A 24345-nucleotide genomic window follows, 5' to 3' on the forward strand; every position below is an offset into this window, starting at 1 on the left:
ATCCCCTACCCTGTATATAGCTTTGCTTAAAAATAATTACAATGAGTAAAAAACAGGAAATGTTTACCTTGAACCAAAAGCTAACTCTATTTTTTATAGATAACTATTTTAAAAAACAATCTTATCTAAATCTTTGAATTTCATTGGTTTTATTAAATAAGAAGATACGATTTTATATTCCTTTGCTCTATTAATATCCGCGGAATCAACCGATGACGATAGGATATTAATTTTCACTTTAAGTTTATTTCTTTTCTCTAAAATTTTGTCTAACAATTCCCACCCATCCATAATAGGAATGTTAAGATCAAGAAATATTAGATATGTATTTTCGGTATAGCGTTCCAGGTAATTTAGGGCTTCATTACTTTTTTCAAAAATTAGGATTTCGGTATTAGGAAACTTTTTCTTTATGGTACATTGATTAATATAGTTCGTTATCGGATCGTCATCGATCAATAAGATCTGCTTCATGTTTAAATTTATTCGTCATTTCTACTATCTTTTTTACAACGGTATCCAACTCTTCCGCTGATTCGCCAATATAGTCCAGAATTTCTTCTAAGGTTTTCTCCCCGCCATTGGCATCTTTATATAAATAAACTAATCCTAAAATTCTCGAGAGTGGGGAGCGTATGGTGTGTGATTGCAACCACGCAATCTCCTGCAATTGTTCATTTTGTTTTCTTATACTTTGTGTTTGCCTTTTTGAATTGCTTATATCAAGGACTGAACCAACTACTTTAATAGGGTTCCTATCCTTATCTCTTAAAATATAACACCTGTCAACAAGGTAAACAATGGAATTATCTCTATTTAGTATTCTATATTCTCCATTCCAAAAATTCCTTTCTTCACACTTCAGTATTTCTTCAAATGAAGTACAGACACGCTCAAAATCTTCACTGTAAATTTTATTTGTCCAGGAATTATTTATGGACAATTTTTCTTTTGTATTATAATCTATATAATTTAAATAGCCTTCCCCTCTCGAAATTGTTTTATTCCGAAAATCCATCTCCCAGATTAATTCGTTGCTTGCTTTTTGAGCCAATACAAATCTTTCATTGCTTAATTTTAATTTTAGTTCTTGATTCTTTTTTTCGGTTATGTCCTGAATAATTCCCTCTATTCTATTTGGGGTATTGTCTTCGTCAGCAATTACCTTTATTTTTTGCTTTACCCACCTCATTTGCTTACTATCCGTTATAATTCGATGTTCAAATTCTGGATTTTGCCCCGGAATAACATATTTATCATATGGATTTTCCAAATAGTGCCTATCGTCTGGATGAAATGCTTTAATTATATTTTCCTTGGTGGGTATGAAGTTATTTTTTTCTTTTCCGTAAATTTTATAGGTTTCTTCACTCCAAACGGAAAGATCAGAATCTAAATCCCTACTCCAATATCCGATTTTTGCAATTTTCTGTGCTGCTTTTAGTTTTGTATAAGCCAAATTTAATTTTTCCTCCGACTTTATTTGTATGGTTATATCTTTAGCTACTAAGATTATATTTTTTGTCTCAGGAATAACTTTACCATTCCATTCCAACCATTTAATTTCTTTGCTCTTTGAGATAAATCTTGTCCGAAGTGACTGAAATACCTTATTTTTAAGAGCAAATTTGATTCTTGTTATTATATTTTTATCTTCATCCGGATGTAAAAAATTAAAAATATTACTACCTAATATTTCGAGAATAGGATATTGAAGAAGTTCTGTAAATGACTGATTACATTTTTTAATTACCCCCTTATAATCAACAATGCAATGAGGGTAAGGAGAAAGGTTGAAAAAATTATTGTAATTTTCTTCTACTACTTTTTGTTTTATAACTGGCCCAATATGCTTTCCAATATCTACTAGAAACTCAGTTTGACCCTTTAGCTCCTCTTTTCTGTATTTTGATAGACAAAGTAAACATCCTAGAACTTCCTCATTGTAGAAGATCGGTATTCCTATTCCTGTCTTAATATTAGCTTTTAAAGCATTGGATCTTCTAATAAATTTTTGGTTTTGCTGTAAATCATCCCAAATAATAGGACTCTGCTCCATCCAAATGTTTCCGGGTAGTCCCACTCCTGGTTTAAAACGATTTACTGCTTTAGTCATATAAAAATCTCCTTTTAATTTAACCTCGTTACTTAGGGAGCAAAATAAATCCATGTCACTTTTATCCTCCGACACTAACCAGATTTCAGCAATATTTATCGTTGAAAATCGCAACACCCTTCTTAACACTTCATTAAGACTTTCTAGCAAGGTTCCAGTTTGACTTGCAGAATTAACCAGAGATTTAATTATCTCTTTATTTAACCTTTCTTCTACTTTATGTGTAATATCATTAGATATAGCAATGATTCCTTGTATAGTAGGATCTGAAAGATCGTTAACAAGTTGAGTTTCTAGCCAACGCCATTTTTTATTTACATCCCTAAAACGGTAAGGTGGAATAAAAACATGTTTTGTATTATTTATTAAATTTAATGACTCTTTAACCTTAGGTAGATCTTCTAAATGAATAAAATTAAGTGCATTATTTCCAATAAACTCATTTACTTCTATACCTAATACCTCTTCTGCGTTCCCACTTACATACTTATAAAAACCTTTTTTATCAATTACGGCAATTAAACCTGATATATCCGCATCGAAGATCTTAGAGCGAACTTTTTTTTCCGTAATTTTTTCGTTTTCTCCGTTTAAACTACAATTCGAGGTACAATTTTCCTTCTCATTCTTATAATCCACTTTGACTACACAATCTCCTAAATCAGAAATAGTAAGCATAATGGCATTTTTTGACTGAAAAATTATCGGTTGATCCTTAACGCGTACAGCAATTTCTTTTTCATCTTTTCTCAGCTTGAGAATCTTCTCAAGCTGCGGTATTTTATTTTCTAATTTGCACGAACTTATGTCTTCCAGACTTAATTCCAGGAATTCATCAACGCTATACCCATATAATTTCTTAGCTTCTTTATTTATAGCTAAAATTTTTTGATTTTGTTTTTCATAAATCAAAATAGGATACGGTATTACTTGAAACAGAAGTTTATATTCTTCCATTTGTTCATCTCGGGATAGGGCACCTAACATAGATTCGGAGAATGTTAAAGACAACTCCAAATATAACTTTTTTTAAATTTTTAACAAAGGTAGTTACTGTTTTAACCAAATAAACAATAAGGCTTCAAATCATTTACGTTAAAAAACGCAATACAAGCTATAATCATGTGTTTTACATAAATTACAGATAAGCATGCGATAACTCACTTATTTTGGGAATAAAAGATTTTTGGAAGAAGAGTTTGGAAATAATAAATCCTTCAGGCTCTTTTAGTGGGGTATGTGCGCAGGATCCGTAATCGGTAATATCATAAATGACCAACTTATCCGAATCTCAACTTTCTGGTCCTTGAAAACTTTCTGGCCATTAGGTTCGTGCTTGGCCCCTTCAAGATTCTTATTTTTCTAAACAAATGCTGATAGGTTATTGCTGATACCATTATTTTTTGGATCTTTATATTTCTTCAACCGAGCTTCCAATTCGACGAACAAAATTTGAAATATAAATTTTCTTCGGGGATCAGCTCAAGTTGTTCTAGTGTTATTTTATTACAAACGGTTAAATTAAAGATTAAAGATAAAAAGGGGTTCTTCAGATATTAGGATAAAAGATGATAGTTTTGGGAATTTATTTTCTTAAGGATTAAGATATTAAAACAAACTCCCCTGCTCTATCATCTTCCACCGGATTTGAAATTTCCGGAGTATTAGAGTTTATTTCACGCTTGTAAATGTTGGCCACCGTATGTGCTTTGAAATCCTCTTTTATAAAACCGTGCTTAACCAGGTCTAGAATACCTTTGTCCGTTAAATCTTCCCGGAGCCACTCCCCTTCAAAAGATGGGTCTAAAACCAGTGGCATTCTTTTTTTCTTGTTGTGTACTTTTTCAAAAAAGTCATTAGCTTCGGTAGTTACCAAGCTTACGCTCCAGTAATCTGATTCGTATTCGTTGTAGATTCCGGCGAAGGTGAACAATTTTGGTTTTCTAAATATCAATATTTCGGAACCGCGCCACCTTTAAAATTATTGGGATAATGGGGTTCAAAATAGCCATCGGTAAAATTAAACAACGCCTTTCTAGTGAGTTTTATAGGTGTTTATTCATCTATTAAAGTGTTTTGAACTTCACAATGATTTAATTGCTTAATCGGAGATAATACAAATTGGCAATTCCTCCAAAATTTTTAATTTGGCTTATTAAAAAGAGATGATAAGAAAGCTAAACTATCATCGTCTCAAACCGTTGGGTTATATTCCGGCTAAAGATGACGTATATTCCAACCTAATTGCGGCAGGTAGATAATAAAGAGCAAAATTCCTCTGGCCACGGTGAGAGGACTTAGAATGGAATAATCATCCCCTTAAAAAACGCTAAAGTCTTCGCCTAAAGACGAGGAATTTTCACCCAGATTGAAATATTAAAAAATTCGGCTTGTGTTAAACCGAAAAGTTATCGATAATTTATACGCTACGAGCCATATACAAACACGGTATGTGCACTAAACCGAAACGACAACGTACCAATGACAACAATAGACAAAATTCTCGACAACATATATTCGCTTCCCGAAACGTCTAAACAAATGCTACAAAAGCACATTAACAAAGTCAGTTTTCCGAAGGGCCATATCTTGTTACGAGCGAACAGAATTGAAAAGAACATTTACTTTATTAAACAAGGGATTGTTCGGGCTTATGCTAAAACAGCCGACAGCGAAGTAACTTTTTGGTTTGGAAAAGAAAACGACACCGTTATTTCTATGAAAAGTTATATTGAAAATTTGAAAGGATATGAAGACATAGAATTGTTGGAAGATTGTGAACTGTATGAACTAAAAGCAGAAGAACTGAAAAGACTTTTTGAAAAAGATATAAGAATTTCAAATTTTGGAAGAAAGTTGGCAGAAAAAGAACTTATAAAAATCGAAGAAAAACTTATAGCACAACAATTCAAAACAGCTACGCAAAAATATAAAGAACTAATTAAACATAATCCCGATTTAGTTCAACGAGTGCAGTTAAGATATATTGCTTCTTATTTAGGTATAACCCAAGTCAGTTTAAGTAGAATTAGAGCACAAATAAAGTAAATAGCTATTATTTATCATTTGTAAAATTTATCCTCAATTTCATTTCCGACCTTTGCCAATAAAATTTTAAAGGAATAAGAACATGAATTGGATTATTTTAGTTGCTGCCGGGATTTTTGAAATAGGGTGGCCCTTAGGTTTAAAAATGGCTCAACAAACAGGAAGTAATAAACTTGGATGGATATTCGTTGCTGCAACATCTATGGCGATTAGTGGTGGATTATTGTTTTCTGCCCAAAAAACAATACCTATAGGTACGGCTTATGCAGTATGGACAGGAATAGGTGCTGTTGGAACACTATTAGTTGGGATATTCTTTTTTGGTGACTCAGCCAGTATTTTAAGATTATTATCAGCAATGCTCATTGTTACAGGAATAATAGGATTAAAGATATTCTAGTTTTTTTGAGGTCTCCCTTTATTACTGCGTTAATAGCGCTATTGTTGAACAAAAAGCAGTTTCCACTAATCTATAACAAGCACATAGTCGAGTAGGCATAGGGGAATCTCCCTCCCTTTACCTCTCACAGAATAGTATCCCGAAGAAATTCGGAACAGGCAGTGAACCTCTCAATTCACACGGCTCTTATTACAAAGACGGTTTGGTCTATTTATTTAAATCAATTTGTAACCCAATTCCCAATGGTAGAACAGATTTGGATCCCTCTAACAATCTCTCTGTATCATTTTATTGCTTTGGCTTTGCTTAAAGCTTTTATACTTGTTGAGCATCCATCTAATTATACGGTTATGTATGTCATAAACTAACCGTAAGCTCTCGAAGGCTTATTCACTAGTAAATTGCATCTGCTAACCAAAGGAATTTTTTCATCGACCTCATAAAACACATCAAGTTTTATGATCTAAATAAGGTTTCATTTTGATTACGAGTAAAGTAAATCATCTGTTACCAAATGAAAGGGCAGAATGGAAAAGAGCAAATTGTTGTACCTATGTTGTACCTGCATTAAAAAAGGCAGAAACGAATAAACGTAACTGCCTCATAATCAAGTAGCGAGACCGAGATTTGAACTCGGGACCTCCGGGTTATGAATCCGACGCTCTAACCAACTGAGCTACCTCGCCTTAGGTGTCGCATCCTGCTATTCACGTGTCTTTACAGCGCCTTACAGCTTTCTAGAATGCGGGTGCAAATATATAAACATTTTGTTTTGACACAAACATTATTTTCTAAAAAAATTTATTTTGTTTTCTTTTTATCTCTCCAATTAATATCTATATTGCCCAAAACTAATTAAAATCTAATATGGAAGATAAGATCAAGTACGAAATGGAATTTCCCATTCAAGCGTCTCCATCATTACTATACCAATATATTTCTACTCCATCTGGATTAAGTGAATGGTATGCAGATAATGTAAATTCACGTGGCGAATTATTCACTTTTATTTGGGAAGGTAGTGAAGAAAAAGCTAAATTAATTAGCAAAAAAAGCGATGAGCGGGTAAAATTTAGATGGGTGGAAGAAGAAGATACCCCATATTTTTTTGAGATAAGAATTCAAGTGGACGATATTACCAAAGATGTCTCTATAATGATTACCGATTTTGCCGATGATGAGGATGAGGTGGATGAAGGAAAAATGCTTTGGGATAATATGATTACAGATTTAAAACAAGTATTAGGATCGGCTTAATATTCATAACTGTTTTTGACTAAAAAATAATTGGAATCCTGGTTTTTAATATCAAATTCTAAATCTAGAAAAGTCTGAAACAGCTTTAAAAGAAAGCCAAAGTAACTTGTAAAAGTTTCTACCGAACAATACTGATTCATAAGATAAATATTAATTTTGCCCTGTTCTTTAAAACAGGGCTTTTTCTATGATAAATTTAAACGGAAAATTAGTAGCAAACGATAAAGCATCCCTTTCTATTACAAATCGAGGCTTCGCTTACGGGGATTCTGTCTTTGAAACCATAAGGGTTATTAACGGGAAAATTGTTTTTTGGGAAGATCATTATTTTAGATTAATGGCTTCTATGCGTATTATGAGGATGGAAATTCCCGCTACGTTCTCACCAGAATTCCTGGAAAAAGAAATTTTAAGCCTGGTTAAAGAAAACGAACTAGATACTACTGCCGCTCGTGTTAAATTCTCGGTTTACCGGGAAGAAGGCGGTTATTATAGGCCTAAGACTAAAAATGTAGGCTACCTGATAAATGCAGAAAAGCTCTCCCAGGCTTTTTACGAATTAAATGAAGAAGATTATATAATAGAACTTTTTAAGGATCATTATATTAACAGTGGCTTACTGGCTACCATAAAATCTAACAATCGAGCTGTAAATGTACTGGGGAGCATTTATGCCGATGAAAATGACTATGAGAACTGTTTGCTTCTCAACGAAAAAAAACACGTGGTAGAAGCACTCAACGGAAATATTTTCCTGGTAAAAGGTAACACCATTAAAACGCCACCACTTAGTGATGGCGCTCTAAATGGCATTACCCGCAAGAAACTTTTGGAGATAATTGAGAAAACAGACGATCTAAATTTAGAAGAAGCCACCATCTCCCCTTTTGAATTACAAAAAGCCGATGAACTTTTTATTACCAATGTGATTACCGGAGTGCAACCTATTACCAAATACCGTAAAAAAAGTTTCGGGAACAATGTGGCTAAAAGTCTATTGTCAAAATTGAACGTAAAAGCAAAATTAGGTTAAGATCTTTAGCAGGTTTTATTCAAAAAAAATACTTAGTTATAGGTAGAAGAGGTATGCTTCCAAAAAAATCCTCTATTTAGAGACAAGTCCCCGGGAAGTAAAGCCCTGGCCATCGTCTCGCGATTAAAATTCTAAATATGGTAAATTCTCCGGCAAGTTTTTCTTTAGACTTTGAGTTGAAATCTATTATGTCAACTTAATTTTTTAAAGTCGCGCAGAAATTCATTTTTTTCTATGATGCTGCAATTGATATGCATGACCTTTGTAATTAGGCCATTAGAAGTATAACTACCGGCCGCAAGAGAAAATAGAACATAATAAAAGAGGTTGAATACGTCATTACATTGTTAAATTGCTATTATTTCAATATCACCGTTTTTCATTTTTTATCCGGAGAGCTTCAGTTAACATTGAACTCATTTATAGCCCAAGATTAAAATTCGTTTTTGTAACAAATGTTACCCTTACTTCAGACTTAATTTCATAATTTTGCTATTAGTGAAAACCAAAGCTTACATATCGATTCTTTTGGTAGCCGTTTTTCTTATGAAATTTGTAGCTATAGAGGCGAACGTATTAAATGTTATCTATAGCGGTGACAACATTGTTTTTGTAGATCTTTATTGCAAAAAAGAAAATGGTCAAAAAGACTCCAAAGAATTTCCAAGATTAGCCCAGGCAGATCAAAAAACCTTACACAGTATTAGTGTAGAAGGATACTGTACCCCACAGTTTCAGTTTGAATTGTCCTCTTGGGAAGCAGGGGATTTAGAACCAATTAGAGTTCATACCGAACATGCAACACAAAAGCTTAGTTATCGCTATTTAGAACATAGCTCCCCTCCTCCCCGCCAGGCGTAATTGTATTCTCATTTAAAGACGTTGCTAACTTCTTCTTTTACCTAAATTATAGGGAAAAGTTGATTCTAGCTTTATGCAGCGCACACAATTAGGTTTTTAACATATTTCAGTATATTATGACGACCAAAATTTTAATAGATCGTCGGTCCATACAGCTATTACGCGTATTAGTAAGCGGTATTTTCCTGGTAGCGGGCACTAACCACTTACTCAATACATCTAAGGTTGCAAAAAGAATAGAACAAGCTAGTTTTAAAGGTATTGCCTATTTTTTTGGCGAACCCCAATGGCTAATTGTCCTTTCTGGCATCGTAATGGTAGTGGCTGGCTTTATATTTCTTATTGGCTATAAAACCAAATGGGCGGCAATTATTCTTATGATGGTACTAATCCCCATCACCTTGACGGTTCAGGTGGGTCAAGTAACCACCCTGGGACCTCTTTTTAAAAACATTGCAATTTTTGGCGGACTTCTTTTTTTTATAATGAATGATACCAATAAACTTTTAAAATAAAATCAGCTTGCTGCTGAAGTCTAAATAGGCAAAAGAAGAAAATTAAAACCTATGTCTTTTTTACTCGGCTTAAAAGCTAAAATATAAATATATGAAATCACTTTTTTTAAGTTCGGTCTTTTTAATGCTTAGTATTTTAAGTACAGCTAATTTACAGGCCCAACAGGAAAACAATTATGTGGTGCTTACCAAAAAAGTGCCCCAGTTACAACCAATTATTCTGGCAGCTAAAGCTCTTAAAGCAGAAGACGGAACCAGTTTTGGAGATTTTCAGGTAATTATCTGCGGAAAAGGAATAAAAGCCATTACGCAGCCCGAAGAAATAAACGGTTTTATTGAAAAGGCCGAAGAAGTAGGAGTTCAAATAGTGGCTTGCGGATTTTCCCTGAATAAATTCCAGGTAGATCAAACAAAAATACCCAAAGAAATAAAAACTGTTGAAAATGGTATTCTTTACAATTTTCAACTTCAGAAAAAAAATTATAAAAGTATAAGTTTATAAAGCTTAAATAAATTTAAAATTAAGAAAATGACTAAAATGAAAAATAATAAAACGAAAAAATCCTTAATCCAATATGGTGTTATTGCAGCCATTGCGCTTATACTTTACACCACAGGAATGCACGCCGAAGTAATTGGATTTGCGCAACGCGGCTTGCTGGCTACGGGTCTTATGAATCCTAACATAGAAAAAGTAGCAACTAAAGAAGCAACCAAGGAAAAGACAGACGTTAAAGACAAGATCAAGGCAGATTTAAGCATGAAATTTCGCGATCCCGAGGGAAACATAAAAACTCTGGAAGATTTTAAAGGAAAGGTTATTTTTATTAATATGTGGGCGACCTGGTGCCCTCCATGTATAGCCGAAATGCCCAGCATAGACAAATTGCACGAAAAAATGGGCGATGAAGTGGCCTTCGTTATGCTCTCCCTGGATAGAAATTTTGATAAGGCCATAGATTTTGATAAACGTAAAGGCTACGATTTACCTATCTATACCAGAGCGGCTCAACTGCCTCAAATGTATCAATCCGCGGCAATTCCTACCACTTACGTGATAGATGCCGAAGGGAATCTTGCGCTTACCCACAAGGGAATGGCAGATTATGGGGATGATGAGTTTGTAGATTTCCTAAAAAGTTTACAATAATTTTTTTCTGAAAAGGAGTCTTTGAATTAAAGCTTCAACTTTCCTTTTCAGCATTTAACTAAGTTAGAAACACTATGAAAAAGCTAAAATTAACCCTACTTTTCCTATTCACGTTAATAAGTCAGGGGGCGTTTTCTCAAATGATGGATGCTCCCCAGTGGAATGTACAGGTTGAAGAAGACAATATAAAGAAAGGAGAAACCCTAAGCGTAATTTTTACTGCCGAAATCCCCGATAACTGGTATATGTACTCCAGTGACTTTGATCCCAATGTTGGACCAATGGTGACAGAATTCAGCTATAACGAAAATGAGCAGTATGAAGTTTTAGGAGAGGTCCAGCCTATTGGACAACAGGAAAAATACGACGAGCTTTTTGAAGGCGATTATACCTATTTCACTAAAAAGGCAAAGTTTAAACAGGAGTTTAAAATTTTAGAAGATAATCCCGAAATTATAGCTACCGTATCCTACCAGATTTGCTCAGATAAAAATGGACAATGTATTCCTTTTGAAAGTGATATTCAGGTTGCTGGAAAATCAGTTGACGAAGCTCCTGCGGTAGCCGCGACAAAAGCAGGTAACAGTACTCCCAAAGCATTACCGTCTTTTCAAAATGATTTTAAAACCAATGAAACCAAAGGGGAAGGATTAAGTTTTCTACTTACCTTCTTCGTGTTATCCTTTGGTGGCGGATTAATTGCTCTACTTACCCCTTGTGTGTTTCCTATGATTCCTATGACGGTGAGTTATTTTACCAAATCTAACACCAGCCGAAAAAAAGGAATTATACAAGCCCTGGTATATGGTATTTCCATAATTGCCATTTATACCCTGGTGGGAACATTGTTTTCGGTACTTTTTGGTGCCGACTTCGCTAATTTCTTAAGTACACATTGGATTCCAAATCTATTTTTCTTCGGAATATTTGTCTTATTTGCCCTCTCATTTTTCGGTTTATTTGAGATACGTATGCCCAATAAATTTGTGAATAAAGTCGATTCACAATCTAATAAAAGTGGGTTGTTAGGAATTTTCTTTATGGCCTTTACCCTGGTTTTGGTAAGCTTTAGCTGTACCGGGCCTATTGCCGGTACTATCCTCTTACAGGCATCGGGTGGAGAAACTATAAAACCTCTCGTAGGTATGTTTGGTTTTTCCCTTGCATTTGCTTTGCCATTTACTTTGTTTGCTATTTTCCCAAACTGGTTAAAATCCTTACCCAGCAGTGGTGGTTGGCTCAACACCGTAAAAGTTGTACTTGGATTTTTGGAACTAGCCCTGGCTTTAAAATTCTTAAGTATTGTAGATCAGGTTTATCACTGGGAGCTTTTAAACAGGGATGTTTATTTAGCATTGTGGATCGTTATTTTTTCATTTCTTGGGTTTTACCTACTTGGGAAAATCACGTTTCCCCATGAACAAAAACAGAATAGCACTTCGGTAGCAAGGGTAATTTCGGCTATTTTGGTATTTAGTTTTGTCGTTTATTTAATCCCCGGTTTAATAGGTGCACCACTTAAAGCTTTAGCCGGTTATATGCCACCTATGAGTTCGCAAAGTTTTGTGATGAATACCTCCTTCACCGTTCCTTCCGGCTCCAATAATGTTTCCCAGGTTGCAGAATGTGGAGCACCAAAATATGGGGAGTTCTTGAAAATACCGCACGGCATTCAGGGGTATTTTGATTATGAGCAAGCACTCGCCTGCGCTAAAAAGCAAGGCAAACCATTATTTATAGACTTTACCGGCCACGGTTGTGTAAACTGCCGTGAGATGGAAGCCGCTGTATGGTCAGACCCTGCAGTCTTGAAACGATTAAAAGAGGATTATGTAGTTGTAGCGCTTTATGTAGATGAAAAAACCGAATTACCAGAAGATGAATGGTATGTTTCTGCAAGGGATAACCGTTTAAAGAAAAGTATTGGTAAGCAAAACCTCGATTTTATGATTCAAAAGTTAGATGCTAATGCACAACCATATTATACGCTGGTTGACACCAATGGCTCCCTACTAAGCGCACCACATGCATATGATCTTGATGTTGGTAATTTTATTGAATTTTTAGATAATGGGCTTCAGGAGTTCAACGAGAGAACAGATCTGGAAATTGCCGATAAAAACAAAATACAATCTTCAGAATCTAACATTATGGTGAATTAAGCAATATCGCGGTAATAATTCTTTATCATTATTTTGAGCTATACCCCGAGTAACTTTCTAGTTGCTTCGGGGTATTTTATTATTGGTATAATAAAGTGATTCTGAATAAAAATAGATTGCCGAGTTCACAGGAATAAGCATAAAATATTTTAAACTTTAGTTCTAAAAAGTTTTAAACTTCTAAAAAAACGTTTTCCAAAGTTTAGTACCAAGCTTAACAATTAATAAAACTACAATTCCTACCACAAGGCCAACTATAAACTCCAAAAGAATGCTGGGAATATTTTCAAATAATCCGTGCATAAAATCGAGGTTATGTACAAAAATACCTCCGGAAACCAACAAAAGAGCGATAGTCCCAATTACCGAAAGGCTTTTAATCACTTTTGGCAGTGCATTAATAAGAAACCTACCAATTTTATCTGAAATACTATTTTCCCGTTTATTAAGGTTTACCAATTTAGCACCAAACTCATCCATTCTTACAATAAGCGCCACAATACCATAAACGCCTACGGTGGCGACCAAAGCAATAAAAGAAACCACCAGGATTTGATTCAACAAAGCTGCAGTAGCCACAGTTCCCAAAGCAATAATCACAATCTCTACCGAAAGAATAAAATCTGTAATCACTGCCGATTTAATTTTATCTTTTTCCCGCTTTAGAGCCTCTTCTTTAGAGAGGTTCTCAAGCTTTGGCGCTTCTTTTTTATGAACGTGCGGAAAAGCGAATTCATAGATTTTTTCAGCTCCTTCATAAGCAAGGTACAATCCGCCAAGAAGTAAGATCACGGTTATGGCCGTCGGAATAAAAGCACTTAACAAAAATGCCAGGGGGAGAATAATTAGCTTGTTAAGAAATGAACCTTTAGTAATTGCCCAGAGCACAGGAATTTCCCTGGAAGACATAAACCCGGAAGCTTTTTCTGCATTTACAGCTAGATCGTCCCCTAAGATTCCCGCAGTCTTTTTGCCGGCAACTTTACTCATTAAAGCTACATCATCCATTAGCGTAGCAATATCATCAAGAAGCGCAAAAAAACCTGAAGCCATAGTTTATTAATTTTGGGAAAGATAAGTGGTTTTCAGAAAATCAAATCATAAAATTATTAAAAATCTTTTCTGGGTTATGCGTAGTTAGTTATCGGTTACCATTTTATGGATTGTGGATTCCTGAATATTGCGACTGTCCACTAAATTTCAAACTTTTTTCTCCACATCTTATTTAAGATAATTTTGTCCGAATAGCAAATTCCTTTACCTTAGCACATTAAATTAATTGAAAATGTTTTCCAAAGCTTGCGAATACGGTATTAAAGCCAGCACCTATATTGCCCTGCAATCCCTGGAAATGAACCGGGTAAGCCTAAAAGAGATTGCTTCAGAAATTAATTCTCCAATTGCCTTTACAGCTAAAATATTGCACAAATTGGCGAAAAATGATATTCTGGAGTCGGTAAAAGGTCCTTATGGCGGATTTCAAATTAAGAAGGAAAGAATAGATTCAATAAAGCTGGCCCATATTGTTGCGGCTATAGATGGTGATGATATTTACAATGGTTGCGCCCTTGGCTTAGATGAGTGTAATGCTTTACAGCCCTGTCCCCTGCACGAAAAGTTTGTTGGTATAAGAAGTGATTTGAAAAAAATGCTCGAAAACACCAGTTTATATGAGGTAGCAACAGGATTGGAAGTGGGGCTAACCTTTTTGAAAAGATAAGATTCTACTGGATATGATGGAGAGGACATCCTGGTAGTATTTTGAAGAAAAACAAAAAAGATTTATATTTTAAGATTGAAGTTAGGTTTTCTTAATAGGATTTCAATAATTAAAAATATTACCTCTTAATAGTAGGTAACTTTTCTGAGGTAAAAACTTGGAAAATATTATATTTTTTTCGTTTCGGCTAAAGTTCTGGAAGTTTTGTATCCCATATAGTTCACTTTATTAATGTGAGCTGTTTTTATAGGACAGGTTACTCCTAGATTTTGGAAATTCATTTTTTGTATCAAGAAATGTTAATTGAACTTAGTCGCTTTAGAAGATTCAGTAATTTTTATAAATAATACAGATTAATCTCGTTGAACGAGTAAAATGATTACAATTTATATGAAAAAGCTTAAAATTTCACTTTCTTTTCTCACCATTCTTCTCCCGGGACTTCTCGCTGCTCAAAGTGAAGGAGCTACAGATAATTGGTTAGCAAGCCCCGGTATTATTGGTACAATTTTTTTGGTGGTTTTAGTACTTGTTATTGCGGTTATTATTTTATTAACCCGCTTTAATGCATACCTTACCTCTTATAAGGATAAGCAGAAGCATAAGGATAGATCAGATTTTACCGATGAAATCTCTGGTCTGGAAGATGACGAAATAGATGCCATTCTAGAGAATAGGAAAAAAGCAAAAAAATATCGCCTTCAGGGTAATGAGTTGGGCAGCGAAAATAAAGCGGTAGATAAGAAAGGGCTAATTCATAACCTTACCCAGCGCCCGAATAATCCTTTGTTCGATGAAAAGAAAAAACATAAGATTAGGCTGGAAACTCCGGAAGAGTTAAAAAAAATAATGATCTATTATCTGGGAGCTGCTATTTTTTGGCTGGTTTTTGGAACTTTAGTGGGGGAATACCTGGGTTTAAAGTTTGTCTGGCCAGAGCTGGATAAAGTTTCCTGGCTCTCATTTGGTCGCTTAAGACCTGTTCATACTAATACTGTCTTTTGGGGCTGGTCCTCCCTGGCAATGATAGGTTTAGGGTATTTTGTCATCGCCAGAACCTCCAATACCAGGATAAACAGTTATAAAATGGCCTGGTGGGCATTTATACTTATTAACCTTACCGTTGTGTTTGGAAATATTGCTCTTATGGCCGGGATCAATAATGGTGGTGCTGAATACAGAGAATATATCTGGCCTATTATGCTTCTATTTGCAATAGGTCTTGTGCTTACCTTTATAAACTTTTATAAAACCGTAGCGCAAAGGAAGATTTCTGAAATTTATATCTCAAACTGGTTTATCCTTGCTTCCTTGTTATGGACCATTACCCTTTCCATAATTGGTTATTTACCATTTTATCAAGATGGTTTAGGAGAAACCGTGGTACAGGGTTATTATATGCACCAGGGTGTAGGTATGTGGTTTATGACGTTTACCCTGGGGCTGGTTTATTATTACCTGCCCGCGGCGTTAAATAAACCAATTTATTCCTATTCTTTGGGAGTTTTGGCATTTTGGACACAAATGCTTTTTTACACACTCATTGGGACACACCATTTTGTGTTTAGCCCGTTGCCATGGTGGCTGCAAACTGTAGCGATTGTATTTAGTGCGGGAATGTTTATTCCTGTAATTGCAGGAACCACCAACTTTTTAATGACCATGAAGGGCAGTTGGAGCCATATTTCAAAAAGTTATGTCCTACCCTTCTTTTTAGTAGGAACCGTCTTTTACTTTGTAGGTTCCTCCCAGGGTAGTTTCCAGGCTTTTAGGTTTACGCAGTATATATGGCACTTTAACGATTTTAATGTGGCTCACTCTCATATGACAATGTATGGAATTGTAGCTTTCTTCCTTTGGGCCGGTGTGTATAGTATTTTTCCAAAGATTACAGGAAAAGAACCACCACAAACCCTGGTAGGAGCACATTTTTGGGTCGCTTTCATCGGTTTATTTGCGTATATGATCTCCCTAATGATTGGCGGAACTTTCCGCGGATTAAGCTGGATTGAAGGAAACGCTTTTATTGAATCGGTAATCCTAATGAAGGAATATTGGGTATGGCGTGCCGTGGGGGGAACTTTAATGTTCTTCTCCCATATAATTTTCGCCTATAACTTTTATTATATGATAAAAAACCGTTCTAAAACAGATGTTGCTGTAGAAGGAAAAGAGAGACCGGTATATACCACTGAATCTAAAGAAATAAATGCATAATTATGTTTAACTTTCATAAAGACCATAAAAAACTGGTAATTGTCGCACTTTCAGTGTTTGTGATACTAAGTATCTTTATTTCTGTTGTGCCGGCTTCGAACTTGCAATATGTACAACCTTTTCCTACAGATGAAGCTCTAACCGAAGCGGAAAGAGCAGGTTTAAATGTATATGTGCAGGAAAACTGCGTGGCTTGCCATACGCAGCAGGTCCGTGGAATAGAAATGGACAAAATGTGGGGAGATCGCCCTTCCCTTCCATCAGATTATTACTATACCAAAAAACGATTGGATGTTTGGAGACAATCGCCATCTTTGTTAGGTAGTGAACGTACCGGTCCAGATCTTACCAATATCGGTAAGCGACAACCGGGGGAGGGATGGCACTTGCTTCACCTTTACAATCCAAGATCTGTGGTAAATGCTTCTATTATGCCTAGCTATCCCTGGATGTTTGAAGAAAAAGATGCTACCAGGATTACAGATGAAGATGTGGTAGTACCAGTACCAGAAGAATATCTTAACGAACCGGGCAAAAAAATTGTAGCTAAGCCCAAAGCTTTAAACCTCGTAGCGTACTTACAGAGTTTAAAGCAACCGGAAATGCCGGGTAATGAAGATGTAGAATTTATCCCCTCTATAAAAGATGATTTAGATGTTGCCCAGGAAGCCAGGAAAAGCGGCGGAGTGGATGGTGAAAAACTATATATGAATACCTGTGCGGCCTGCCACCAGCAATCTGGTAAAGGCCTGGTTGGGGCATTTCCACCCCTGGAAGGAAGCTCTATTGTATTAGATGACGATCCTGAGCTTATGCTTCAAATTATTTTAGCGGGATATGATGCCCGAAGCGATTATGGAGTTATGCCACCATTTGCTGCACAATTGAATGATGAAGAAATTGCTGCTATTGCCAATCACGAACGCACTAGCTGGGGTAACGATGCTTCTGAAGTAACCGCTGAAGATGTGAAAAAAGTTAGGGAATATGTAATGGAAATGAATCAATAATGATTTATTGCTGAATTGAATTACACAGCATATTAAAATTAATTGACTATGAAAATTAAACATTTATGGATTTTTAGCTTCTTCCTTTTGCTTTTAGCCTGTAAGGAAAATAAAAACAATGCCACCCAAAACACTACATCTGAAGAAGTAACAGAATCTTCTGAAAATATGGAAAGATCTAAAACATCAGAAACCGGGGCATTAACTGTTCTTGATGGTACCTGGCTGCTTGAGACTTTTAATAAAGAAACTATAGAAACTACCGATGCCTATAAAATTCCCACCTTAGAAATAAAAGCTGACGAAGGCAAAATTATTGGCAATGCGGGGTGCAATGAATACAAGGGAGAAATTGCAGTAAGAAATGAATCTGAAATTGATATAAAAGCAGAAAAAGTTTCAAAATTAGAATGTCCTGAAAGCAGTTTGGAAGAAGAGTTTCTAAGCGCAATTGAAGCCAATGACCTGGCCTATAAAATGCAGGATAAAGATCAGCTTATATTTTTCACAGACAAGGTGACCATGATGTTTAAAAGATCTATGTAATAATCTTAATTTGAGCTCTAAAGAAGTTAATTATGAAAAGAAATATAATATTATTCGTCGCCCTTTTTATCACAGGCTTTAGAACTTTTGCATGTGAAGTATGTGAAAATAATCAGCCAGAACCCTTAAAGGGAATTACGCACGGGCAAGGTCCCACGGGAACTTTAGATTATATCATTATTGGCATTGCTTCGGTTATTGTGTTGGTAGCCCTCTTTTTGAGTATCAAATTTTTAGTAAAGCCAAGGGAAGGAAACCCAGATCACATTAAAAATATTGTATTGGATGAAAACTAAAATGGAAGAAGATAAGAGAATTGTAAAGGTGTTTTTAGACGATGAAACGCAGCCTTTTGCTGAATTCGCCCCACCTGTTAAGTTTGTGTTGGATTCCACCAAAATACCCGATGGAAAACATAAACTTAAAATTGTAGCCAAATCCTCCAGTGGTGTAGAGGGTATTCGTATTGTTCCTTTTGAAGTTAGAAACGGTCCCGAAATTTCCCTGGTAGGACTAAAGGATAATGAAGTGATAGATACACAGAACACCATTACTATTAACGCCTATGGAAGTGAAACCAATGACTCTTTTGTTATTCGCGGGTCCGAAACTCCCAAAGCCATACCTGCCTGGGTTTGGATGCTGGTAATTGCATTTATCGCCTTTGGCTTATTTTATATAGTGATGTACTGGACCCCGGAATTCTATAAATCTTTCTTTTAAACTTAGAAGAAGATAAATAATCCATAACTCATAACCTTTTCGAAAGAAATTTTAAAAATACCATGTCAAAAGAAATTTTAAGCTTAGATGATGTGAAATTACTTGTAGATAGCTTTTACGGCAAAGTACAGGAAGACAAACTTTTAAAAGATGTTTTCAACAATGTAATTGAAGATCGCTGGCCAGAACATTTAGAAAAAATGTACACTTTTTGGCAAACTGTACTTTTAGGTGAACACACTTACTACGGTGCACCTTTTGTTCCACACGCTAAATTACCGGTAGATAAAAAACATTTTGACCGCTGGTTGGAGTTGTTTTATAAAACTTTAGACGAACATTTTGAAGGTGAAAAAGCCGAAGAAGCCAAATGGAGAGCTACAAAGATGGCACAAATGTTTCAGCTTAAAATTGAGCATTTTCAGCAAACAAATACAAAACCTTTAATTTAATTTTTTAAAATTATTGCTGAAGGTTTTCAACTAAAATCCTGTTGTTACTACAAAAACCTTTTAAGTTAGGTTTTAACAAGCACAGTTTAAAGATTTCCTGATAAGCGCATAGGTTTATGATTGAAAATTCATAGGTTTATAGCAATTTTAAGCGCGGGGCGATAGCCAGGGTTTTATTTCCCCAGGCTTGCCTCGAAATAAAAGTTTTTTTAGGGAAGCATATCTCGCACCCTTGGGTCGAGGTTGTTGATTACAAATTTTTCAGAGTACATTACCTCGGGGAAACTCACGAGGTTTTATTTAGAATAAACATTTGATTTCCAGACAAACTTCGGAACTCCCGATAAATATCTGGATAAATCTCGATTATCGAGTAAATTTCTCGTTACTATGGCAAATATTAATGACCAATTAACCCAAAAATATAAAGACCTGGGTGAAAATCCTGACACATATTTAAAAGGCCTACTATATACCAAACCTGTTAATTATTGGGATTATATTGGCGTAGAAACACTGCTTTCGCTGCAAAATCCAAGGACTAATTATAAAGATGAAAAGATCTTTATTATGTACCATCAGGTTACCGAGCTTTTCTTAAAAATGTTATTGCACGAAATAAAACAATTGGTTGCTTTAGAGAATTTTTCTGAAGAAATATGGTTAGACAAACTCAACCGGATGCATCGTTATGTAAGCATGCTTATTTCTTCTTTCGATATTATGAAAGACGGTATGAACTATGATGATTATAATGAGTTTAGAACTGCTCTGGCACCAGCCAGCGGATTTCAAAGTGCACAATTTAGATATATTGAAATTTACTGCACCCCTTTAGCCAATTTAATAAATGAAGAGGGGCAAAAACGCTTATCCCACTCCCCTTCTACCCGGGAATATTTTAACAATATTTATTGGAAAGATGCCGGCATCAAGAAAGATGGTTCAAAGACTCTTACTATGCTTCAGTTTGAAGAAAAATACCTCGATTCATTTATTGGGCTTGCCGAAAAAGTAAAAGGCGAAACTTTACAGGAAAAATTCCGGAAAATAGAAAATCCTTCCAGGGCTTTAAAAGAAAAACTACTCGAATTTGATAAACTTTATAATGTAGAATGGCCTTTGGTGCATCTAAGAACAGCACAACATTACCTCGATAAAAAAGGCGAAAATAAAAAAGCCACCGGCGGCTCGGAATGGAAAAAATACCTACATCCCAAATTTCAACAGAGAAAATTCTTTCCACAACTCTGGTGAAGATTAGGTGGCGGTGAGCAGTGTCAGTAGGCAGTTAGAAGTTCCATTTGACAGGAAATGCCAATTAATAGTTTTATACCAATAGCGTCCTAAACTGTAAAATCATGTTAACTTAGAATTCTTATAGTTTTTTTGTGGTAAAGAATTTAATTTTCGATTCAACTAAGTTGCCGATTTTTTTAATTATGGAGGTCTCGACTGCGCTCGACCTGACAAAGGCAATATTTTTTAGTAAATAATGTGTCACTTCGAGCTTAGTCGAGAAGTTTTTCTACGAATTGTTTCGTTCTATAATTATTTAGGACGTTATCAAACTAACCTTAACCACAAAGACTCAAAAACACAAAGAAATACCAGAAGTAGACTTCCTTTTTACTTTGTGCATTTTGGTGGCTTCCTGTCTTAATGGCAAAATAACTCAAAACTCACAACCAAGAACCAATCAATAAATCTCTTAAAATTATATTTCTGATAAATTTGTCCGAAATAGAAATTTGCTTAACTTTACTCAGGTGTAAAAGTTACGGGTTGCCGTTAAAATGACAAACCGTAAACAAAAGGCAAATTGCTTTTGCCTTCTTTGCTTAAAATACTTTCGAATTAATAATCCATTTTAATTGAAGCAAAAATTATGAATCATGTCGAACCAGCAAAAGCAAAAGGCCATTTATTGCTCGCAAAAATGGGTGAAAAAGTATTGCGACCCGGCGGAAAAGAACTTACTCAAAACCTTATTGCCGATTTAAAAATTTCTTCAGAAGATAAAATCGTGGAGTTCCCTCCCAGTTTGGGCTATACCGCTTCCTTTATTTTAGCAAGAAAACCAAAAAATGTATCCTGGGTATGCGCAAGTCTTTTTAAAAAAACAACACATTAGCGCTATAAGTATTATTGCTCAAAAAGTTTAAGATCCTATCATCTACCACATAAAATTTACATAAGTCACTAAATTTAGATATCTTAAAAAGGAAAACAAAAGTTCACAAAAATTAATTCCAATTTTATGTCTCATAAGGGTGAAATATTGAATTCAGTTCAAATAGAAGTCGATAAATTAAAAACCAAAGATTATGTCTAAAAATCCATTTAAAATCAAAAAGGAATTACAGGTTCAGGATAAAAAACTCACTTATTACAGTTTACCAGAACTTGAAAAACAAGGGCATAGCATAAGCAAACTCCCTTTTTCGATTCGTATTCTTCTGGAAAACGCTTTGCGTAATTTTGATGACTTTGCAATCACTAAAGATCATATCAACACCTTACTAAACTGGCAACCCGAGGCTTCTGATAAAGATATTCCTTATAAGCCTGCCCGGGTTTTAATGCAAGATTTCACTGGTGTCCCGGCTGTGGTAGATATTGCTGCACTGCGCTCAGAAATAGCCCGTAAAGGAAAAGATCCTAATGCAATAAATCCGCTTATCCCGGTAGATCTCGTGGTAGATCACTCGGTGCAGGTAGATTATTTTGGCACTAATTATTCCTATAAACGCAATATGGACGAGGAATACAAACGTAACCGGGAACGTTATCAATTTTTAAAATGGGCCCAGCAGTCTTTCGATAATTTTAGTGTGGTTCCTCCCGGGATGGGAATTTGTCACCAGGTAAACCTGGAGTACCTGGCAAAAGGCGTTGTAGCCAGGGATGGCGAAGTATTTCCAGATACTTTGGTGGGTACAGATAGCCACACTCCTATGGTTAATGGAATTGGCGTTGTAGGTTGGGGCGTTGGCGGGATTGAAGCCGAAGCTGCAATTCTGGGACAACCTATATATTTTATTATGCCCCAGGTAGTAGGTTTAAAACTTACTGGAAAATTACCTTTAGGTTCTACTGCTACAGATCTGGTATTGAATATTGCGTATTTATTGAGAAAACACGGCGTTGTTGGTAAGTTCGTAGAAGTTTTTGGTCCCGGTTTAAATCATCTTTCGGTACCAGACCGTGCTACTATTGGGAATATGTCGCCAGAATTTGGCTGCACAGTCACTTATTTTCCCATTGATGATAAAACTTTAGACTATATGCGGCAAACCAACCGCGATGAAGAACAGGTAAAATTGGTAGAAAAATATTGCAAAACCAATATGTTATGGCGGGAAAATGAAGAAGAGATCAATTATTCTACAATATTAGAATTAGACGTTTCTAACATAGAACCAACCGTCGCCGGTCCTAAAAGACCACAGGATAAAATCTTGCTTAAAGAGTTTAAAGGAAAGTTCATTGATTTATTAGATGACTCCTTTGGTCGCCAATACATTGATCCCGGCAAGCGGGAATTAGATAAATCTATCGCCAGATGGAAAGCTGAAGGCGGAAATCAACCCATGCCTAAATCAAAAACAGTACATCCTGATACAGAAATTGAAGAAGATAAAAATGATTTAAGAACGGTATGGATCACCCGTGGGCAGGACAAATTTATGTTGTCTGACGGTTCTGTAGCTATCGCCGCAATAACTTCCTGTACCAATACTTCCAATCCTTTTGTGATGATTGGTGCCGGCCTGGTAGCACGAAAAGCCCGCGAGCACGGTATAGATGTTAAACCCTGGGTAAAAACCTCCCTGGCACCCGGTTCTAAAGTAGTGACAGATTATTTGGAAAAAGGCGATCTTATGAAAGACCTGGAAGCACTACAGTTTCACCTGGTTGGATATGGCTGTACTTCCTGTATTGGGAATTCGGGGCCGTTGCCTCCTCAAATTGCCAAAGCGGTAGATGAATATGACCTGGTTGTGGCCTCGGTGCTTTCGGGTAATCGTAATTTTGAAGCAAGGGTACATCCGCAGGTGAAAATGAACTTTTTAATGTCCCCAATGTTGGTAGTGGCTTATGCCCTGGCCGGCAGGGTTGATATAGATTTGGTAAACGATCCCATAAGCTATGATAAGAATGAGCAACCGGTTTACTTAAAAGATATTTGGCCAACTAATGATGAGATTAATGAAATTCTAAGTAAAGTGCTTTCTCCCGGTGATTTCGATAAAAATTACGGAGAAATCTTCGCCGGAAATGAAATTTGGAGAAACCTGGAAGTGCCAAAGGATAAAGTTTATAAATGGGATAAGGATTCAACCTATATTAAAGAAATTCCTTTCTTTCAGGATATTTCAGAAAAACCCGAAGATTTTCAGGATATTAAATCGGCAAAAGCCTTGCTGGTTTTAGGCGATAGTATAACTACAGATCATATATCGCCGGCGGGTGCTTTCAGCAAAAATTCCGCAGCGGGAAAATATTTAATCGAACAGGGAGTAGACGAAAAAGCTTTTAACTCTTACGGTTCCCGCCGTGGCAATGATGAAGTGATGGTGCGGGGTACTTTTGCCAATGTGCGTATTAAGAATAAACTGGCAGAAAAAGAAGGCGGCTACACTACTTATCTTCCGAATGGAGAAGAGATGACGGTTTATGATGCTGCACAAAAATATAAAGAAGGCAGTACACCTTTAATAGTTTTGGCCGGAAAAGAATACGGTAGCGGATCTTCCCGGGACTGGGCTGCAAAAGGAACTTTTTTACTGGGAATAAAATGCGTACTTGCTGAAAGTTATGAACGCATTCACCGTAGCAACCTGGTGGGACTTGGCGTACTTCCGCTGCAATACAAAGAAGGAGAAAACGCAGAAAAATTAGGATTGAGCGGTAAAGAAAGTTTTAGCATCACCGGAATCGCCGAAGGCCTTAAACCACAAAAGGAACTGCAGGTAATTGCTGAAGATAAAGAAGGTGAGAAAATAAGTTTTAAAGTACTTGCAAGATTAGATTCTGAAATTGAAATAGACTATTATCAAAATGGTGGAATATTGCAATATGTATTGCGCCAGTTTTTAGAAAAAGAGTCAAAATAAATGAATTACCATTAT

23 protein-coding genes and 1 tRNA gene are annotated in these 24345 nt (G+C 35.8%); 19 read left to right on the forward strand and 5 right to left on the reverse strand.

Annotated features, from left to right (window positions below):
• Positions 1-108 precede the first annotated feature (108 nt).
• The 3 genes from BUA71_RS13485 to BUA71_RS13495 all read right to left on the reverse strand — a co-directional run bounded on the left by BUA71_RS13485 (position 109) and on the right by BUA71_RS13495 (position 4070).
• Entirely contained in the window at positions 109-474 is a 366-nt protein-coding gene (locus BUA71_RS13485) for a response regulator (protein ID WP_072880662.1), read from the reverse strand.
• Entirely contained in the window at positions 449-3073 is a 2625-nt protein-coding gene (locus BUA71_RS13490; protein WP_175545961.1) for a PAS domain-containing protein, read from the reverse strand. Before BUA71_RS13490 ends, BUA71_RS13485 begins: the two co-directional genes overlap by 26 nt.
• 643 nt (positions 3074-3716) lie before the next feature.
• Entirely contained in the window at positions 3717-4070 is a 354-nt protein-coding gene (locus tag BUA71_RS13495) for an SOS response-associated peptidase family protein (protein ID WP_245812591.1), read from the reverse strand.
• Positions 4071-4597: 527 nt separating this feature from the next.
• On the opposite strand from BUA71_RS13495, the gene BUA71_RS13500 reads away from it, so the two are divergent.
• Both BUA71_RS13500 and BUA71_RS13505 read left to right on the forward strand, forming a co-directional pair.
• Positions 4598-5164, forward strand: a complete 567-nt coding sequence (locus tag BUA71_RS13500; protein ID WP_072880669.1) for a Crp/Fnr family transcriptional regulator — start codon at positions 4598-4600, stop codon at positions 5162-5164.
• An 82-nt stretch (positions 5165-5246) separates the two neighbouring features.
• The gene (locus BUA71_RS13505; protein WP_072880671.1) at positions 5247-5564 is read left to right on the forward strand and encodes a DMT family transporter; all 318 of its coding nucleotides are present in this window, start codon (positions 5247-5249) and stop codon (positions 5562-5564) included.
• Positions 5565-6176: 612 nt separating this feature from the next.
• Here BUA71_RS13505 and BUA71_RS13510 read toward each other — a convergent pair.
• Positions 6177-6250 (reverse strand) — tRNA-Met (locus BUA71_RS13510).
• Between the two features lie 181 nt (positions 6251-6431).
• Between BUA71_RS13510 and BUA71_RS13515 the strand changes: the two genes are divergently transcribed.
• The 7 genes from BUA71_RS13515 (at position 6432) to BUA71_RS13545 (ending at position 12542) form a co-directional block, all read left to right on the forward strand.
• Positions 6432-6821 carry an START-like domain-containing protein gene (locus BUA71_RS13515; RefSeq protein ID WP_072880673.1) on the forward strand — a complete coding sequence of 130 codons (390 nt, stop codon included), beginning with the start codon at positions 6432-6434 and terminating at the stop codon, positions 6819-6821.
• A 187-nt stretch (positions 6822-7008) separates the two neighbouring features.
• Entirely contained in the window at positions 7009-7854 is an 846-nt protein-coding gene (locus BUA71_RS13520) for an aminotransferase class IV (RefSeq protein WP_072880676.1), read from the forward strand.
• A 498-nt stretch (positions 7855-8352) separates the two neighbouring features.
• A complete protein-coding gene (locus BUA71_RS13525; RefSeq protein ID WP_139277105.1) occupies positions 8353-8715 on the forward strand; it encodes a hypothetical protein in 363 nt (120 codons plus the stop codon).
• 116 nt (positions 8716-8831) lie between these two features.
• Entirely contained in the window at positions 8832-9230 is a 399-nt protein-coding gene (locus tag BUA71_RS13530) for a DoxX family protein (protein WP_072880678.1), read from the forward strand.
• 91 nt (positions 9231-9321) lie between these two features.
• A complete protein-coding gene (locus BUA71_RS13535; protein WP_072880680.1) occupies positions 9322-9732 on the forward strand; it encodes a sulfur reduction protein DsrE in 411 nt (136 codons plus the stop codon).
• A 27-nt stretch (positions 9733-9759) separates the two neighbouring features.
• On the forward strand, positions 9760-10380 hold the full coding sequence (locus BUA71_RS13540) for a TlpA family protein disulfide reductase (RefSeq protein ID WP_072880682.1): 621 nt from the start codon (positions 9760-9762) through the stop codon (positions 10378-10380).
• Positions 10381-10454: 74 nt separating this feature from the next.
• Positions 10455-12542, forward strand: a complete 2088-nt coding sequence (locus BUA71_RS13545) for a protein-disulfide reductase DsbD family protein (protein WP_072880684.1) — start codon at positions 10455-10457, stop codon at positions 12540-12542.
• A 180-nt stretch (positions 12543-12722) separates the two neighbouring features.
• Here BUA71_RS13545 and BUA71_RS13550 read toward each other — a convergent pair whose 3' ends face one another.
• Positions 12723-13595 carry a DUF808 domain-containing protein gene (locus BUA71_RS13550; protein ID WP_072880686.1) on the reverse strand — a complete coding sequence of 291 codons (873 nt, stop codon included), beginning with the start codon at positions 13593-13595 and terminating at the stop codon, positions 12723-12725.
• Positions 13596-13827: 232 nt separating this feature from the next.
• On the opposite strand from BUA71_RS13550, the gene BUA71_RS13555 reads away from it, so the two are divergent.
• From BUA71_RS13555 to acnA, 10 genes are all read left to right on the forward strand, one after another.
• A complete protein-coding gene (locus BUA71_RS13555; protein ID WP_072880687.1) occupies positions 13828-14262 on the forward strand; it encodes an RrF2 family transcriptional regulator in 435 nt (144 codons plus the stop codon).
• A gap of 390 nt (positions 14263-14652) precedes the next feature.
• Complete coding sequence (locus tag BUA71_RS13560; protein ID WP_072880689.1) at positions 14653-16479, forward strand: cbb3-type cytochrome c oxidase subunit I; 1827 nt, start codon at positions 14653-14655, stop codon at positions 16477-16479.
• A gap of 2 nt (positions 16480-16481) precedes the next feature.
• Positions 16482-17489, forward strand: coding sequence for a cbb3-type cytochrome c oxidase subunit II (locus tag BUA71_RS13565; RefSeq protein WP_072880691.1), 1008 nt, complete (start codon positions 16482-16484; stop codon positions 17487-17489).
• Between the two features lie 48 nt (positions 17490-17537).
• Positions 17538-18035 (forward strand): META domain-containing protein, encoded by a 498-nt coding sequence (locus BUA71_RS13570; RefSeq protein WP_072880693.1) that lies wholly within the window; start codon positions 17538-17540, stop codon positions 18033-18035.
• A 32-nt stretch (positions 18036-18067) separates the two neighbouring features.
• Entirely contained in the window at positions 18068-18331 is a 264-nt protein-coding gene (locus BUA71_RS13575; RefSeq protein WP_072880695.1) for a hypothetical protein, read from the forward strand.
• Positions 18321-18758, forward strand: a complete 438-nt coding sequence (locus tag BUA71_RS13580; RefSeq protein ID WP_245812592.1) for a cytochrome C — start codon at positions 18321-18323, stop codon at positions 18756-18758. The genes BUA71_RS13575 and BUA71_RS13580 overlap by 11 nt, the downstream gene beginning before the upstream one ends.
• 62 nt (positions 18759-18820) lie before the next feature.
• Complete coding sequence (locus tag BUA71_RS13585) at positions 18821-19210, forward strand: group III truncated hemoglobin (protein WP_072880697.1); 390 nt, start codon at positions 18821-18823, stop codon at positions 19208-19210.
• A gap of 390 nt (positions 19211-19600) precedes the next feature.
• On the forward strand, positions 19601-20467 hold the full coding sequence (locus BUA71_RS13590; RefSeq protein ID WP_139277106.1) for a tryptophan 2,3-dioxygenase family protein: 867 nt from the start codon (positions 19601-19603) through the stop codon (positions 20465-20467).
• A 631-nt stretch (positions 20468-21098) separates the two neighbouring features.
• On the forward strand, positions 21099-21344 hold the full coding sequence (locus tag BUA71_RS13595; RefSeq protein ID WP_072880699.1) for a hypothetical protein: 246 nt from the start codon (positions 21099-21101) through the stop codon (positions 21342-21344).
• 193 nt (positions 21345-21537) lie between these two features.
• Positions 21538-24330, forward strand: a complete 2793-nt coding sequence (acnA, locus tag BUA71_RS13600; RefSeq protein ID WP_072880701.1) for an aconitate hydratase AcnA — start codon at positions 21538-21540, stop codon at positions 24328-24330.
• The last annotated feature ends 15 nt before the right edge of the window (positions 24331-24345 follow it).

The organism is Salegentibacter echinorum (genome assembly GCF_900129445.1).
GTDB lineage: Bacteria > Bacteroidota > Bacteroidia > Flavobacteriales > Flavobacteriaceae > Salegentibacter > Salegentibacter echinorum.